The sequence below is a fragment of the Telluria beijingensis genome (genome assembly GCF_030770395.1).
GTDB classification, from domain to species: Bacteria; Pseudomonadota; Gammaproteobacteria; order Burkholderiales; family Burkholderiaceae_D; genus Telluria; species Telluria beijingensis.
The window spans coordinates 5,810,352-5,825,027 of the sequence record NZ_CP132480.1 but is presented as its reverse complement, the minus strand read 5'-3'; the positions used below and the strand labels follow the sequence as shown (position 1 = coordinate 5,825,027).

Annotated in this window: 14 protein-coding genes; 7 read left to right on the top strand and 7 right to left on the bottom strand. The window is 66.5% G+C overall.

Annotated features, from left to right (window positions below; translation table 11 throughout):
• Positions 1 to 46: 46 nt before the first annotated feature.
• Together Q9246_RS25640 and Q9246_RS25635 are read left to right on the top strand one after the other, a co-directional pair.
• Positions 47 to 796 carry a glycosyltransferase family 25 protein gene (locus tag Q9246_RS25640; RefSeq protein ID WP_306394197.1) on the top strand — a complete coding sequence of 250 codons (750 nt, stop codon included), beginning with the start codon at positions 47 to 49 and terminating at the stop codon, positions 794 to 796.
• Entirely contained in the window at positions 793 to 1,563 is a 771-nt protein-coding gene (locus tag Q9246_RS25635) for a glycosyltransferase family protein (RefSeq protein WP_306394195.1), read from the top strand. Before Q9246_RS25640 ends, Q9246_RS25635 begins: the two co-directional genes overlap by 4 nt.
• A 30-nt stretch (positions 1,564 to 1,593) precedes the next feature.
• Here Q9246_RS25635 and Q9246_RS25630 read toward each other — a convergent pair whose 3' ends face one another.
• Together Q9246_RS25630 and Q9246_RS25625 are read right to left on the bottom strand one after the other, a co-directional pair.
• Positions 1,594 to 1,944, bottom strand: coding sequence for a type II toxin-antitoxin system ChpB family toxin (locus Q9246_RS25630; RefSeq protein ID WP_306394194.1), 351 nt, complete (start codon positions 1,942 to 1,944; stop codon positions 1,594 to 1,596).
• Positions 1,938 to 2,189: an AbrB/MazE/SpoVT family DNA-binding domain-containing protein gene (locus Q9246_RS25625; RefSeq protein WP_306394193.1), complete on the bottom strand. Its 252-nt coding sequence runs from the start codon at positions 2,187 to 2,189 to the stop codon at positions 1,938 to 1,940. Before Q9246_RS25625 ends, Q9246_RS25630 begins: the two co-directional genes overlap by 7 nt.
• Before the next feature lie 215 nt (positions 2,190 to 2,404).
• Between Q9246_RS25625 and Q9246_RS25620 the strand changes: the two genes are divergently transcribed.
• Positions 2,405 to 2,818 (top strand): hypothetical protein, encoded by a 414-nt coding sequence (locus tag Q9246_RS25620; RefSeq protein WP_306394192.1) that lies wholly within the window; start codon positions 2,405 to 2,407, stop codon positions 2,816 to 2,818.
• A 98-nt stretch (positions 2,819 to 2,916) separates the two neighbouring features.
• On the opposite strand, the gene Q9246_RS25615 is transcribed toward Q9246_RS25620, so the two are convergent.
• From Q9246_RS25615 to Q9246_RS25600, 4 genes are read right to left on the bottom strand one after another with little or no spacing between them, the layout of a single operon-like run.
• A complete protein-coding gene (locus Q9246_RS25615; RefSeq protein WP_306394190.1) occupies positions 2,917 to 3,762 on the bottom strand; it encodes a glycosyltransferase family 2 protein in 846 nt (281 codons plus the stop codon).
• A 7-nt stretch (positions 3,763 to 3,769) separates the two neighbouring features.
• Complete coding sequence (locus Q9246_RS25610) at positions 3,770 to 4,597, bottom strand: glycosyltransferase family 32 protein (RefSeq protein WP_306394189.1); 828 nt, start codon at positions 4,595 to 4,597, stop codon at positions 3,770 to 3,772.
• Positions 4,594 to 5,808, bottom strand: coding sequence for a glycosyltransferase family protein (locus Q9246_RS25605; RefSeq protein WP_306394188.1), 1,215 nt, complete (start codon positions 5,806 to 5,808; stop codon positions 4,594 to 4,596). Before Q9246_RS25605 ends, Q9246_RS25610 begins: the two co-directional genes overlap by 4 nt.
• Positions 5,805 to 6,947: a glycosyltransferase family 32 protein gene (locus Q9246_RS25600; protein WP_306394187.1), complete on the bottom strand. Its 1,143-nt coding sequence runs from the start codon at positions 6,945 to 6,947 to the stop codon at positions 5,805 to 5,807. Before Q9246_RS25600 ends, Q9246_RS25605 begins: the two co-directional genes overlap by 4 nt.
• Before the next feature lie 195 nt (positions 6,948 to 7,142).
• Here Q9246_RS25600 and clpB point away from each other — a divergent pair, with 195 nt between their 5' ends.
• From clpB to Q9246_RS25585, 3 genes are all read left to right on the top strand, one after another.
• Entirely contained in the window at positions 7,143 to 9,752 is a 2,610-nt protein-coding gene (gene clpB / locus Q9246_RS25595; protein ID WP_306394185.1) for an ATP-dependent chaperone ClpB, read from the top strand.
• A gap of 348 nt (positions 9,753 to 10,100) precedes the next feature.
• Positions 10,101 to 11,399 carry an isocitrate lyase gene (gene aceA, locus Q9246_RS25590; RefSeq protein ID WP_306394184.1) on the top strand — a complete coding sequence of 433 codons (1,299 nt, stop codon included), beginning with the start codon at positions 10,101 to 10,103 and terminating at the stop codon, positions 11,397 to 11,399.
• Positions 11,400 to 11,554: 155 nt separating this feature from the next.
• Positions 11,555 to 12,625, top strand: a complete 1,071-nt coding sequence (locus Q9246_RS25585) for a 23S rRNA (adenine(2030)-N(6))-methyltransferase RlmJ (protein ID WP_306394182.1) — start codon at positions 11,555 to 11,557, stop codon at positions 12,623 to 12,625.
• A gap of 96 nt (positions 12,626 to 12,721) precedes the next feature.
• On the opposite strand, the gene Q9246_RS25580 is transcribed toward Q9246_RS25585, so the two are convergent.
• Positions 12,722 to 13,621, bottom strand: coding sequence for a LysR substrate-binding domain-containing protein (locus Q9246_RS25580; protein WP_306394181.1), 900 nt, complete (start codon positions 13,619 to 13,621; stop codon positions 12,722 to 12,724).
• 105 nt (positions 13,622 to 13,726) lie between these two features.
• Here Q9246_RS25580 and Q9246_RS25575 point away from each other — a divergent pair, with 105 nt between their 5' ends.
• On the top strand, positions 13,727 to 14,638 hold the full coding sequence (locus tag Q9246_RS25575; RefSeq protein ID WP_306394178.1) for an NAD-dependent epimerase/dehydratase family protein: 912 nt from the start codon (positions 13,727 to 13,729) through the stop codon (positions 14,636 to 14,638).
• The last annotated feature ends 38 nt before the right edge of the window (positions 14,639 to 14,676 follow it).

The window sequence follows — 14,676 nt, the reverse complement described above, 5'->3', positions numbered from 1 at the left end:
GGGCCGGCACTGCCGGCCCATGTCGTTTTACGCTAGACTGGACGCCATGCTCGAAGGACTGCCCCATTTCTGGATCAACCGCGCCGCCGACGCCCAGCGCCGCCTGCTGGCGCAGCAGGCGTTCGACGCCGCCGGCGTCGCGCACGCGCGCGTGGAGGCGGTCACGCCCGACACGCTGCCGACGGCCAGCGTGCGCGAACCGTTCGCCAACTCGTTGCCCGAGCTGTCCATCTTCGCCTCGCACCTGCGCGCCGCCGGCGCCGCGCTCGCTGCCGACCTGGATGGCAGCGGGGCGGCCGTGATCATGGAAGACGACGTGCGCGCCCACCACCGCTACGACGGCGCGGCGCTGCTGGCGTCGGCCCCGCCCGACTGGGAAATCCTGCAGCTGCACGTGAGCCACGCGCCGGTGGTGGCCGAGCTGGGCGAACTCTACCTGCGCCACGGTATCCTGTGGCACGAGTGGGAACCGGTCTGCTATTCGGCCGGCGCCTGGGTCGCCCGGCGCGGCGCGCTGGAAGCGCTGCTGGCGCGCTACAGCCCGGACGGCGTGGGGCTCGACCTGTCGGGGGTCTACGCCTGGGGCAAGCTGGTCGCCGACCACCTGCTGTACCGGCGCAGCATCTGCTATACGGCGACGGTGCCGTACTTCTACGACGACGTCGCGCTGGCGTCGACCCATGCGCCGCAGCGCGACGCCACCCACCATCGCCCGGGCGCGCTGGCGGCGCAGCAGCTGCGCCAGCGCATCCTGGCGGAGAAGGGCGGCTATCCCTTCGCGGTGGCGCGGCCATGAACTCCGGGAGCCATGCCGTCGCGGTGGCGATCGTCACCACCTGCCGCCTGTCGCTGGCGCGCGCCGTGCGGTCGGTCTATCGCCAGCGCATCGACGGCCGCATCCAGATCCTGATCGGCGTCGACTGCGATCCGCAGGGGCAGCTGGACGCGCTGCTGGCGGAGCTGGTGCCGGCATGCCCGCCGCACGTGACGCTCAGCCTGATCGACCTCGGTTACTCCACGTCGCGGCGCCACGGCGGGGTGCACGCCTCGTTCTATGGCGGCTCGCTGCGCTCGGCGCTGACCCTGCTGGCCGACAGCCGGGTGGTGGTCTACCTGGACGACGACGACTGGTTCAAGGAAGACCATTGCGCGCAGGTGTTGGGCGCGATCGAAGGCAGGAAGTGGGCGTTCTCGTATTCTGTCTACGCCGACGGCAATACCGGCCAGGAACTGTGCGTGGACGAGATCGAGAGCGTCGGCGTGGGCCGCGGCATCTACGCCGAGCGCTTCGGCGGCTTCGTGCGCCCGAGCGGGCTGGCGATCGACAAGCTGCAGCTGCTGCATATCGTGCACCTGTGGTCGTGCGCCGCGTTCTCCGGCGGCGACGGCGAGGACCGGCTGGTGTTCGAACAGCTGCGCAAGGAGCCGCATGGCTGCACCGGCGTGGCCAGCGTGTGCATGGCGCTCGATCCGAAGGATGCGATGCACGCGACTCGGGTGGCGTTCATGCGGTCGCGCGGGGTCGAGGTGGAAGTGGCGGCCAAGGTCGAGTCGAGCCGTTAGGCGCGGCCGATATCGGTCGCAGGCGGCCGCTCAGTCGAGGATCGCGCGTAATCGGGCGAGTGCGTCTTCGACCACGAAGTCGGGCACGGACTCGATTTTTTTGGCGCCCCTGGCCGCCAGGTCCATCGTTCGGACCATATTAACGAGTGCAACGCCCTGCGTCTCGGCTCCCGAACCGCTCAAAGGAACAGCGAAACCCGTATAGCGGGCGAAATCCCCACCCTGGGTAATGGGCGCCACCAAAGCCACGCCCATGAGATTGAAAGCGGCTGGTGACAATACCAGGGCAGGACGGAAATCGCCCTGCTGTTCCCGGCCCACGACCGGGTTGAGGTTGACGCGAACGATATCGCCGCGGTTGAACAGCGTGCGCTTCACCATACTTCGTGGCCCACCGGCTTGGCGATGTCCCACTCGGTTACGTCCGCTGGCGGCGCCACGCTAAGGTCACACTGCGCCATCAGCTCCGCGAGCGAATAGGTCTTGCGGGCAGGACGCAATACCAGCCCCTCGGGACGCATATTGGCCTCCAGCTTGTCTCCAAGCTCCACGCCAAGCTGACTTAACAGTGCGCTGGGCAAGCGCAGCGCGGCACTATTGCCCCATTTTTGAATCGACAGTTCCATGGCATTGCCTCCTCATGTAGATACATTGTATAACTCACGTTTGAGGAAGGCAAGTTGTATCTACAATGTAGATATGATCGCCCCATGCTATGGCGTCCCGGCAAGCGCCGCCTCGTTTTCCCGGTATCTGTTTCATTGCGCCGATTTCTCGCCTCATCCAGCATGACGTTGCTCGAATACGGCCAATTCTTTCCGAATCCTGTCGATCCTGCGCAATGCATCTCCTGCTCGGTTGCGACATGCGTGAACGTCACCACGATGCCAGCGCAGAACCGCATTCCAGGAATGCGCTCGGCGCCCGCTACGTCGTGGTCGGGCCGCTGGATGCCTATGGAGTCCGGCAGGATCCGCAAGCGCCAGTCGAGCACGTCACGCTGATTCCCCCACCTGGGGTGGATGGTCCGGAAGTCGATTTCCGGATGCCGGTTCCCATGGGAGCGACGGTCACGGTGCTCAAGGTGATGCGCACCAATCGCCTGTTCGATCCCGAGATGACCTTCATCGTGGCGCTGGAGGGTGCCGCCTTGCCGGTCAATGCTCCGGTGCGGATCGATCTTTTTCGTGGCAACGAAGGGGAGGGCCGACTGCAACTGAACCCGGCCATCTACCGCCGACTACCGGCGCCGTGAGTCGGTAGGGTGGACGGCTACGCCGTCCACGCGTTCAAATCACGCTGAAACATCCACTTACGCTCTGGCTGGACGCGTGGACGGCAAAGCCGTCCACCCTACGGTTCCCGCCGCATTCCTGCCAGCGCGGCGGCATACGCCGCATGCGGCCCATGCTTACCCAGGGCCGCCAGCGCCGCCTCGTACCCCTCCGACGGCTGCTCGAAACTCGCCGCCGCCCAGATCGCCTCGAAATGCTGCGCCGTCCAGGTGTTCGCCCCGGTCTGCACATAGGTGTAGGCCCACGGCGCATCGAGCAGCAGCACCCGCCCGCGTCCCAGCATCGCGTGCATCACGGCGGTGTCCTCGCCGCGCGCCAGGGCCGGGTAGGGCGGCACGCTGGCGCGGCGCGCCAGCATCGATCCTTCCCATTCGCGCGCGCCGGACACGCCCAGCCGGCGCGCGCCCGGCGTCCATAGCATCCAGCGCTGCAGGAACATGGCGTCGGCCTGCAATGCCTGCAGGCCCTGCATCCCCAGCGCGATGCGGTCGGGGTGGTACAGGTCGTCGTCGTCCCACTGGCAGATCCAGTCGCCGCGCGCGGACGCGAGGGACAGGTTGCGCAGCTCGCCCAGGCTGGACGCGGGCGTGGCCGGGAACACCAGGCGGATGCGCGGATCGCCGAGCTGCCTGCAATAGGCCTCGATCTCGGTGCCGGGTGCGTCGCACACCAGCACCAGTTCGCGCTCGGCCCAGCGCTGGGCGCGGAAGCAGTCGACCGCGAAGCGCGCCGGGAACAGGCGCCCGCGCGTGACCATCAGGCACGAGACCAGCGGCTGGGCGCCGGGCCAGGCCAGGTGCTGCAATACGCCCTGCAGCACCAGCGCGCCGTCCTGGCCCAGTTTGAAGCCGGCGCCGCGCCCGGGGGCTGGCAGGAAATCGGTGAAATCCGGACGTTCGCTCATGGATGCATCACGGTAGGTAGGGACGCGCCAGCAGCGCATAGGTCGAGCCGCCGGCGCGCACCCAGTCCTCGGTCAGCAGGCCGGCGTGGAAAGTGGTGAAGTCGGTGCGCGCGGCGTCCCACCACAAGTGGCTGCACAGGTGCAGGCTGAACACGTCGCGCAGGTCGGGATCGACCCGCTCGAACAGGTTGCGCATGCCTTCCGGCGTCCATGGATGGCGATAGAAATACTGGCGCGGCACCACGTGCACCAGTTCCGGATGCGCTTCCCACAGGCGCGTCGCCAGCTGGCACGAGTGGCTGGTCCACTTGCCGTCGAAGGCGTCGTACGAGTCTTCCAGCCAGCGCGCGACGAAGGGCGCGCCGGGCCGGGCCGCGATCAGGGCGTTGCACAGCGACGGGCGCAGGATGCCGCCCGCGTCGGGCAGGGCGCCTTCGTCGCCCAGCACGCAATCGTTGTCGTACAAGTGCTCGGGCATCGACGCCACGAACAGGGTGTCGATGTCGGCGTAGACGCCGCCATGCTCGGCCAGGATGCGCAGGCGGATGAAGTCGGCCTCGTGGGCATAGCTCCAGCCGGCGGCGGCGATCAGGCGGCCTTCGCTCGAAGCCTGGTAGGCGGCCTGCGGCAGCGTTTCGCGCTGGACCTTCTTCAGCACCAGGTGCGGCTTGATGCGCTCCCACAGCGGCCCCCACGGTTCGTGGTCGTGGTGGAACCAGATCGCATGGCCGGGGTTGAGCCGGCGGCAGGATTCGAGGCACAGGTAGTGCGCCAGGTGGAACGGCTCGTCCTGCACCCGCAGGCCGAAGATGAAGTGGAAGACTTGCGGAATCACGGCTGGCCCTCCAGGATGCCGATCGCGCGCGCGAAGCCGCGCATGACCGCGCCTTCGGCGTAGCGGTTGGCGATGGTCTCGCTCAGGCGCCGCGCGTGGGGATCGGGCGCATGGCGGTGTGCGAAGCGGTAGCGCATCTTGGCGCGCGCGTCCGCCACGTCGGCCACCGCCCAGCGCTGGTCCGGCGCATAGGTCGTGCCGGGCCAGTCGATCGCTTCCAGGCGGCCGCCGACCAGGCCCGGATGGTCGCGCCCGAGGTAGTCCAGTTGGCCGCTCCAGCCGGTCATCAATACCGGCCGCCCGAGCGCGGCGGCCTCGAAGGCGCCCATGCCCCAGCCTTCGGCGCGGCTCAGGGACACATAGGTGTCGCCGATGCCGTGGACGGCGTCGATCCAGGCGCCCTCGACGCCGTCGCCGGCCAGCACGCCCACCGGCGGCAGCTGCGCGCGTCCGCTGCGGGCAGCGAAGGCCTGCGTCACCTCGCGCACCAGTTCGAGCGAGGTCTTGCCCTGCTCGTGCGGCAAAGGGTGATGCACGGGCCGGGCCGAGGTCTTGATGCACAGGGCGGCCGGCTCGTCGGCCGAGAATTCTTGGAAGAAGGCATCGATCAGGCGCGGCAAGTCCTTGCGCAGCATCCAGGCGCCGATCGTGTAGAACACGTGGTGGCCGGGCGGGATGCCGAGCCGCGCGCGCAGGTCGGCGCGCAGTCCTGGGGTGACCTCGTCGATGGCATGGCGCCGGATGTGCGGCACCACATGCACCGGCACCGTCACGCCGCCGGCGCGGAACACCTCGGCATTGAAGGTCGATGGCACCAGCACCGCCTCGAAGCGGTTCAGGATGGCCGGCCAATGGGAGGGAAGGCGGTCGGACTCCCAGGTGCAGTAGGCATAGTTACGCTTGCCCGGCTCCAGGCAGGCTTCCAGGTATTCGGGCACCAGGTGCGTGACCACCACCTCGCAGTCGCGCGGCGCGGCGGTGCGCGCCAGGATGGCGGGCAGGTCGCGCAGCGCGGGATCGGCCGTCGCCGCGCGCATGCATTCGAGCAGCTGCGGCGCCATCGCGGGCGTCCAGAACTGCAGGCCCTGCGGCCCCCAGAACACGGGTTGCCAGTGGACGTCCAGGCCCAGGTTCAGCAGGCCGCGCAGGTAGGCCAGGCCGGACAGGCCATAGCCGGTGGTGTCGCCATAGGAGATGTACTTGATGCTCATGCCGGTGCCCATTCGTTGTCTTGCTGCGGACGCTCGATGCGCAGGCTGGCGATGCGCAGCGGCGCGGCGCTCGCGCTCAATACGCCGATCACGATGTCCTTGCGGCTGCTGGCGATGTCGAGCGCCAGGGCCGGCTGCGCGGCGCCGCCGGCCAGCCAGTGGTCGGCGCGCGCCAGCGCCTGGCCGGAGCCGTTCTCCAGCGCCACCAGGGTGAGCGCGGCGCCGGGGGCTGCGTCGGTCAGCTCGAGCAGCACCCGGTAGCGACCTGCGGCGAACGGGATCGGCAGGTGGCACAACGCCACGGTGTCGAGCGTGTCGCCGCCCCGGGCCGGCGCGCCCGGATAGGCCAGCTGGCCGTCCTCGAGCGCTGCCGCGGTGCGCCCATGGCGCGCCAGGTAGTCGGCGCCAACCAGCACCGGGTAGTCGGCCGCGTAGCTCAGGTGGGCGTAATAGAAATCGTTGTAGTCGTTGACGCCCCGTTCCAGCCCCAGTTCCTGCAGGCCGGCGGCGCGCTTGGCGCGGTAGCCGACCAGGCGGCCGTCGGTGGCATCGATGAAGGCCAGCGACTCGGTGTCGCTGCGCTGCGCCAGGTTGCTCACTTCGCCCAGGTGGATCTGGCCGGGCTCGCAGTGCAGGGCGATCGCCTTGCCGAGCAGGACCGGCCCGGTCGGGCACAGCGACGAGGCGCCGCGGTAGCGGCTGCGGCAGTTGGCGACGATCATCCGGATCGCCGCCTCCAGCGCCGGCGCCCGCGCCGGCGCACCGAGGATGGTATTGCTGACGATCCAGGGCGCGACCACGGCGCGGTCGCGGAACACGATCATCTTGCCCGCGTCGAGCGGCAGCCCGGCATGGAAGAACACCGAGAGGTCGGCGTACAGCCCACCGAATTCGTGCAGCAGGCACAGGCGCGCCAGGTCGGCGCGGTAGGCATACGGCAGCAGCTGTTCGTAGGCCCAGGCCACGTCGGCCTCCATGTGCGTGCGCAGGAAGTCGCGGATCGCCGGCTGGTCGTACAGGCGGTGCGGCAGGCCGGGATGGTGTTCGCGCAGCGACGCGAGATTGCGCGCGATCGCCGGGGGCAGCGCCGCCGGGTCGGCAAGCGGCTGGTCGGCGATGAGGATGCTGAACAGGTTCATTGATGACGAAGAAATCGTTGTGAAGGGATTGTACGGGATAGTTCAGGGGCAGGAACGGGTTTGTCCGGGCAGGGAGGCCGCGCCCAGCGCCAGCCGATGAGCTGACCGGCATCTACGGGCGTTGCGCATCTTGAAAAGCCGCCGCTCATCCCTATCTTGCCTTCAAGCTAAGAACAACCTCTAGGGAGCAACACCATGCGGCAAGATAAATTGACGACCAAGCTCCAGGAAGCCCTGGCGGACGCCCAGAGCCTGGCGGTCGGCAACGATAACCAGTACATCGACACCATCCATCTTTTGCTCGCCCTGCTCAACCAGGACGACGGCAGCGCGCGCTCGCTGCTGCAGCGCGCCGGCGTCAATGTCGGCGGGCTGACGAATGCCCTCAAGCTGGCGCTCGAGCGCCAGCCGAAGGTCACGGGCGCCGGCGGCAACGTCCAGGTCGGGCGCGACCTGATGGCGCTGCTCAACCTGTCCGACCGCGAGGCACAGAAGCGCGGCGACCAGTTCCTGTCGTCCGAAATGGTCCTGCTGGCGCTGACCGAGGACAAATCCGACGCCGGCCGCCTGGCGCGTGAGAACGGCCTGGCCCGCAAGTCGCTGGAGGCGGCCATCTCCGCCGTGCGCGGCGGAGAATCGGTCGATTCGCCCGAGGCCGAAGGCCAACGCGAAGCGCTCAAGAAGTATACGCTCGACCTGACCGAACGCGCCCGGGCCGGCAAGCTCGACCCCGTGATCGGCCGCGACGACGAGATCCGGCGCGCGATCCAGGTGCTGCAGCGGCGCAGCAAGAACAATCCGGTGCTGATCGGCGAGCCGGGCGTGGGCAAGACCGCCATCGTCGAGGGCCTGGCCCAGCGCATCGTCAACGGCGAGGTGCCCGATTCGCTCAAGGGCAAGCGCGTGCTGTCGCTCGACATGGCGGCGCTGCTGGCAGGCGCCAAGTTCCGCGGCGAGTTCGAAGAGCGGCTCAAGAGCGTTTTAAAAGAGCTGGCGCAGGACGAAGGCCAGACCATCGTCTTCATCGACGAGATTCATACCATGGTCGGCGCCGGCAAGGCCGAAGGCGCCATGGATGCCGGCAATATGCTGAAACCCGCGCTGGCGCGCGGCGAGCTGCACTGCGTCGGCGCCACCACGCTCGACGAGTACCGCAAATACGTCGAGAAGGACGCCGCCCTCGAGCGCCGCTTCCAGAAGATCATCGTCGACGAGCCGAGCGTGGAGGCGACCATCGCCATCCTGCGTGGCTTGCAGGAGAAATACGAGCTGCACCACCAGGTCGACATCACCGACCCCGCCATCATCGCGGCGGCCGAGCTGTCGCATCGCTATATCACGGACCGGTTCCTGCCCGACAAGGCGATCGACCTGATCGACGAGGCGGCGGCCAAGATCAAGATCGAGATCGACTCCAAGCCCGAAGTCATGGACCGCCTCGAGCGGCGCATGATCCAGCTGAAGATCGAGCGCGAAGCCGTGCGGCGCGAGACCGACGAGGCGTCGCAGCGCCGTCTCGAGCTGCTGGGCGAGGAAATCGGTCGACTGGAGCGCGAGTACAACGACTATGAAGAAGTGTTGAAGGCCGAGAAGGCGGCGGTGCAGGGCACCACCCATATCAAGGAAGAGATCGAGCGCATCCGCTACCAGATGGAAGAAGCGCGCCGCCAAAGCAACTGGCAGCAGGCGTCCGAGCTGCAGTACGGCCGCCTGCCGGAGCTCGAGGCCCAACTTCGCCAGGCCGAGGAAGCGACCGCGCGCGCCGACGCCGATGGCGTGAAGCCCAAGCTGCTGCGCACGCAGGTCGGGGCCGAGGAAATCGCCGAGGTGGTGTCGCGCGCGACCGGCATTCCCGTGTCGCGCATGATGCAGGGCGAGCGCGACAAGCTGCTGCACATCGAGGACGAGCTGCACAAGCGCGTGGTGGGCCAGGACGAGGCGATCGAGGCGGTGTCGGATGCCATCCGGCGCTCGCGCGCGGGCCTGTCGGACCCGAACCGCCCCTACGGTTCCTTCATGTTCCTGGGGCCGACCGGGGTCGGCAAGACCGAACTCTGCAAAGCGCTGGCCGGCTTCCTGTTCGATACACAGGACGCGCTGATCCGCATCGACATGAGCGAATTCATGGAAAAGCACTCGGTGGCCCGCCTGATCGGCGCGCCGCCGGGCTATGTCGGCTACGAGGAGGGCGGGTATCTCACCGAGGCCGTGCGTCGCAAACCGTATAGCGTGATCCTGCTCGACGAGATCGAGAAGGCGCACCCGGACGTGTTCAACGTCCTGCTGCAGGCGCTGGACGATGGCCGCATGACCGATGGCCAGGGCCGCACCGTGGACTTCAAGAACACGGTGATCGTGATGACCTCGAACCTGGGCTCGCACCGGATCCAGTCGATGGACACCGACGAGCCGGCGGTGGTCAAGATGGCTGTGATGGCCGAGGTGCGCGGGCACTTCCGTCCCGAGTTCATCAACCGAATCGACGAGATCGTGGTGTTCCATGCGCTCGACGAAAAGAATATCGGCGCCATCGCCCGCATCCAGCTGCACAACCTGGAGCAGCGCCTGGCCAAGATGGAGATGACGCTCGACATCGACGATGCGGCGCTGCAGAAGATCGCGGAAGCCGGCTACGATCCGGTGTATGGCGCGCGGCCGCTCAAGCGCGCGATCCAGCAGCAGATCGAGAATCCGCTGTCCAAGGCCATCCTGTCGGGCCGCTTCGGGCCCAAGGACACGATCCCGGTGCGGGTGCGCGGCGGCGAGCTGGCGTTCGGCGAGGACACGGTCGACCTCGCCAAATAAGCGCGGGCGGTCGTCATGCAAAGGGCGCGGCATCTGCCGCGCCCTTTGCCGTTTACGCATCCACTCCAGTATGTTTCTTGACAGGAATTAAGACGCGATTTTTCAGGATGCGAAATGATCATCCTGCCATGTGGGAAATGCAGCAAAGCATAACGCGAAGCTGTTCTCATCGTAAGAAATTTCGTTTCGCATACCGAAATTAAGGTGGCAAGCCATTGAAAACAATGAGGAAAATTTCACTACTCTGTCTTATATAAGAGTGATTGTGCTGCGCACAATCCGGTCTATCATTTGTTCAACGGATTCGCACTACTCACCATTGCATCACTTACTATCAGGAGAGACATCATGACAAGCCGTGAACAGCAAATCGCCGACCTGCAGCAGGACTGGGACACCAACCCGCGCTGGAAAGGCGTGGTCCGCAACTACACCGCGGCCGACGTCGTCCGCCTGCGCGGTTCGGTGGCAATCGAGCACACGCTGGCCAAGCGCGGCGCCGACAAGCTGTGGAAGCTGGTCCATGACGAGCCCTATGTGAACGCCCTCGGCGCGCTCACCGGCAACCAGGCCATGCAGCAGGTGAAGGCCGGCCTGAAGGCCATCTACCTGTCGGGCTGGCAGGTGGCGGGCGACGCCAATGCCGCCGGCGAGATGTATCCCGACCAGTCGCTGTACCCGGCCAACTCGGTGCCGCTGGTGGTGCGCCGCATCAACAACACCTTCCAGCGCGCCGACCAGATCCAGTGGTCGGAAGGCAAGGACGACATCGATTACTTCGCCCCGATCGTGGCCGATGCCGAAGCCGGCTTCGGCGGCGTGCTCAATGCCTACGAGCTGATGAAGTCGATGATCGAGGCCGGCGCCGCCGGCGTGCACTTCGAAGACCAGCTGGCTTCGGTCAAGAAATGCGGCCACATGGGCGGCAAGGTGCTGGTGCCGAGCCGCGAGGCGGTCGAGAAGCTCAACGCCGCGCGCCTGGCCGCCGACGTGATGGGCACGTCGACCCTGGTCATCGCCCGCACCGATGCCGAGGCGGCCGACCTGCTCACGTCCGACGTCGACGCCAACGACAAGGAATTCTGCACTGGCGAGCGCACCGTCGAGGGCTTCTTCCGCGTCAAGCCCGGCATCGAACAGGCGATCTCGCGCGGCCTGGCCTATGCGCCGTTCGCCGACCTGGTGTGGTGCGAGACCGGCAAGCCCGACCTCGAATTCGCACGCCGCTTCGCCGACGCCATCCACGCGAAATTCCCGGGCAAGATGCTGGCCTATAACTGCTCGCCCTCGTTCAACTGGAAAAAGAACCTGGACGACGCCACCATCGCCAAATTCCAGCGCGAGCTGGGCGCCATGGGTTACAAATTCCAGTTCATCACACTGGCCGGCTTCCACGCGCTCAACTACGGCATGTTCAATCTTGCCCACGGCTATGCCCGCACCGGCATGTCGGCCTTCGTCGAGCTGCAAGAGGCCGAATTCACCGCCGCCGAGAAAGGCTTCACGGCCGTCAAGCACCAGCGCGAAGTGGGCACCGGCTACTTCGACGCCGTGACCCAGGCCATCCAGCAGGGCCAGAGCTCGACCACCGCATTGCATGGCTCGACCGAGGACGAACAGTTCTTCGAAGAGAAGAAAGTCGCATAAACGGCGCTTTCACCAATTGCAGGCCGCAGCCCCACAAGGGCTGCGGCTTTTTTGCGTGGCGCATCGCATTCCCCGCCCCGAGCGTTGTAGTGGATAATGGCGCCTAATTCTGCCGCTAACTTTTTTGCGGCAACCTCTTTTAGGAATTCCAGCTTATGTTGAGCTACCGCCACGCCTTCCACGCGGGTAACCACGCCGATGTCCTCAAGCATTTTGTTCAGGTACAGCTGCACCTGTACATGAACCAGAAGGACGCCGCCTATACCTATATCGACACCCATTCGGGGGCCGGCGTGTACGCGCTCGACAGTTTCCAGGCGACCAAGACCGCCGAATTCGATACCGGCATCGGCCCATTGTGGAATTGCACCGATGTCCCGGCGCCGCTGAAGGAATACCTCGACCTTATCAAGGGCATGAATCCGAGCGGCAAGATGCGCTACTACCCCGGCTCGCCCTATGTCGCCGAGCAGATGTCGCGCGAAGAAGATCGCCTGCGCCTGTTCGAGTTGCACCCGGCTGACTGCAAGATCCTGGCCGATAATTTCCGCAAGCTCGATGCGCACAAGGCCGAGCAGGGCGTGCGCGCCCGCGGCCGCCGCGTGATCATCGAGCATGGCGACGGCTTCCATAGCCTGAAGGCGCTGCTGCCGCCGCCGTCGCGCCGCGCGCTGGTGCTGATCGACCCGCCTTACGAGATCAAGGACGACTACAAGCGCGTGCGCGATGCGCTCGACGAAGCGCTGGCCAAGTTCCCGAGCGGCATGTATGCGATCTGGTATCCGGTGCTGCAGCGCATGGAATCGCGCCAGTTCGCCGACCGCCTCAAGCGCCTGCCGGCCAAGGAATGGCTGAATGTCACCCTGACCACCAATACCCCGACCCCGGACGGCACCGGCCTGCACAGCAGCGGCATGTTCATCCTGAACCCGCCGTACACGCTCGAACCGATCCTGCGCGAAGTCATGCCCTACCTGGTGCGCGTGCTGGGCAAGGATGCCGGCGCCCGCTTCACGATCGAGAAGGGCACGCAAGTGACCGGCGCGGCGACCGGCCGCCTGGCCGGCGACGCGCCGCGCGCTCCGGTGGGCAATGCGCGCCGCGCCAGCCCGCTGTCGGGCAAGGGCAGCCTGCGCCTGCCGGGCCAGAGCATGCCGCGGGCCGACGAGGCCCCGGCTCCGGCCATTACTCAGGCTGGCGGCGGGTCCTCGATGCGCGCCGCCTGATTACTCCGGCACAATTGCTAGCTGCAGCCGTCAAAGCAGACTGATCAGGGAGTTCACCGAAATAACGCGAACAGCGCCTTTTCGTTTGGCGCCAGGTCAGCGATGATCGAGATGCGCGCTCATGGCCGCCATCTCGGCCACCATCCAGTCGCGGAAGCGGCGCACCTTGAGCATATGCTCCTTGTGCGGATTGGCCAGGAAGCGATAGCCGTTCGCGAACGGCACGCTGCGGCAGGGGATCAGGCGCAGGGCGCCGGCGGCGATGTCCTGGAACGCGATCCCGTAGGGCACCAGGGCCACGCCCTGCCCCGCCACCGCCGCCTGCACCAGCACGCCCCAGTGACTGTAGGCGCGCGAGAAATCGTAGTCGCCCTTGAGCGCGCGGTTCTCGTTGAGCAGCTGCAGCCAGGCTTCCGGCGAATGCACGATCAGCAAACGATGCTGGTCCAGGTCGGCCAGGGTCAGCGAGGCCTGGCCAGGGGCCAGCAAGTCGGGGCTGTAGGCCGGCACCAGCCGCTCGCGAAACAGCACCGTCGGATCGCCCTCCGTCACCGGCCCATAACGGATCGCGACGTCGGTGCTGTCGGCCTGCAGGTCGACCGGCGCGTCGTTCGAATCGAGCCGGATGTCGAGTTCGGGATACAGCTTGGTGAAGCGGTGCATGCGCGGCACCAGCCACTTGATCGCGAATGAATGGGTGGTGGCGATGCGCAGCACGGCCTCTTCGTCGCCGCTCTGCAGGGCTGTGACCTTGGCGCGCAGCTCGCCCAACATGCGGGCGGTGGCGATCGCCAGTTCCTGCCCTTTCTCGGTAAGCGCGATGTGGCGCGGATGCCGCACGAACAAGGAAAAACCAATGGTTTCCTCCAGCTGCTTGACCTGGAGGCTGACCGCCGCCGGCGTCTTGTGCAGCTCGTGCGCGGCCAGCTTGAAGCTGCCCCAGCGCGCGGCGCACTCGAAGTCGATCAGGCCGGACAGGCTGCGCAAGGCCTTCATGCAGGCTCCATGACTAAGTTTTTCTTATTCATTGTCATTACTTTTTCTCGTTTGAAGAATTGTACTGCGGCTAGGAAAATGGTGGCGATCATACAAGGAAGCGCTATGCCAAAGAATATTCTCGTGATCGGTGGAACCCGGTTTTTCGGCAAGCTGCTGGTGCAGCGCCTGGTCCGGGCCGGCCACCACGTCACCATCGCCACCCGCAACTACGCCCCGGACCCCTTCGGCGCACGCATCGAGCGGGTGCGGGTCGACCGCCGCAATGAGCAGGCCATGCAGGCCGCATTCGGCGGCAAGCGATTCGATATCGTCTATGACCAGATGTGCCATTCGCCGCTCGATGCGGCCATTTCGAGCCGCGTCTTCAAGGGCAATGTAGGGCGTTACATCATGACCTCGACGGTCGACGTCTATCGCGCCCTGGAACCGCAGTCGCAGCCCTTCGACGAGGAGTCGCTGCATGTCGACGCCCAGCCAATCGATACCGGTTTTCCCTGGCATGACCCGGCGCGCGCCGGCGACAGCCAGGTCGCGGGCAAGGTCCAGGCCGAGGCTTATCTGTACCGCGCCGGCGGCATGCCGGTGGTCAGCGTGCGCATGGCCCACGTGCTGGGCGGGGTCGACGATTACACGGGTCGCCTGGCGCATTATGTCGACCAGGTGCGGTTGGGCGCCGTCCTGCCGTACACCAGCGCCAGGGCGCGCACTTCATTCATCGAGGCGCGCGAAGCGGCCGATTTTCTGGCCTGGGCGGGTAGCCAGGAATTTACCGGTCCGGTGAACGCGGCGGCCGACGGCGCGCTGTCGGCCTACGAGCTGCACGGCCGCGTGGCGGCGGCGCTGCAGGCACCGGCGCGCACGCGCAAGGTGGCGACAGGCGGCGCATCGCCGTTCGATTTGCTCACGCCATTGGTGCTCGATACCTCGCGCGCCAAAGCACTGGGCTACCAGTTCAGCCATATCGACGACTGGATCGACAGCGCGATCCGCCAGCACGATCTCGCGCATATATAGCGCCAAACGACACCGCAAGATAAGCACGTCGTCCCCGC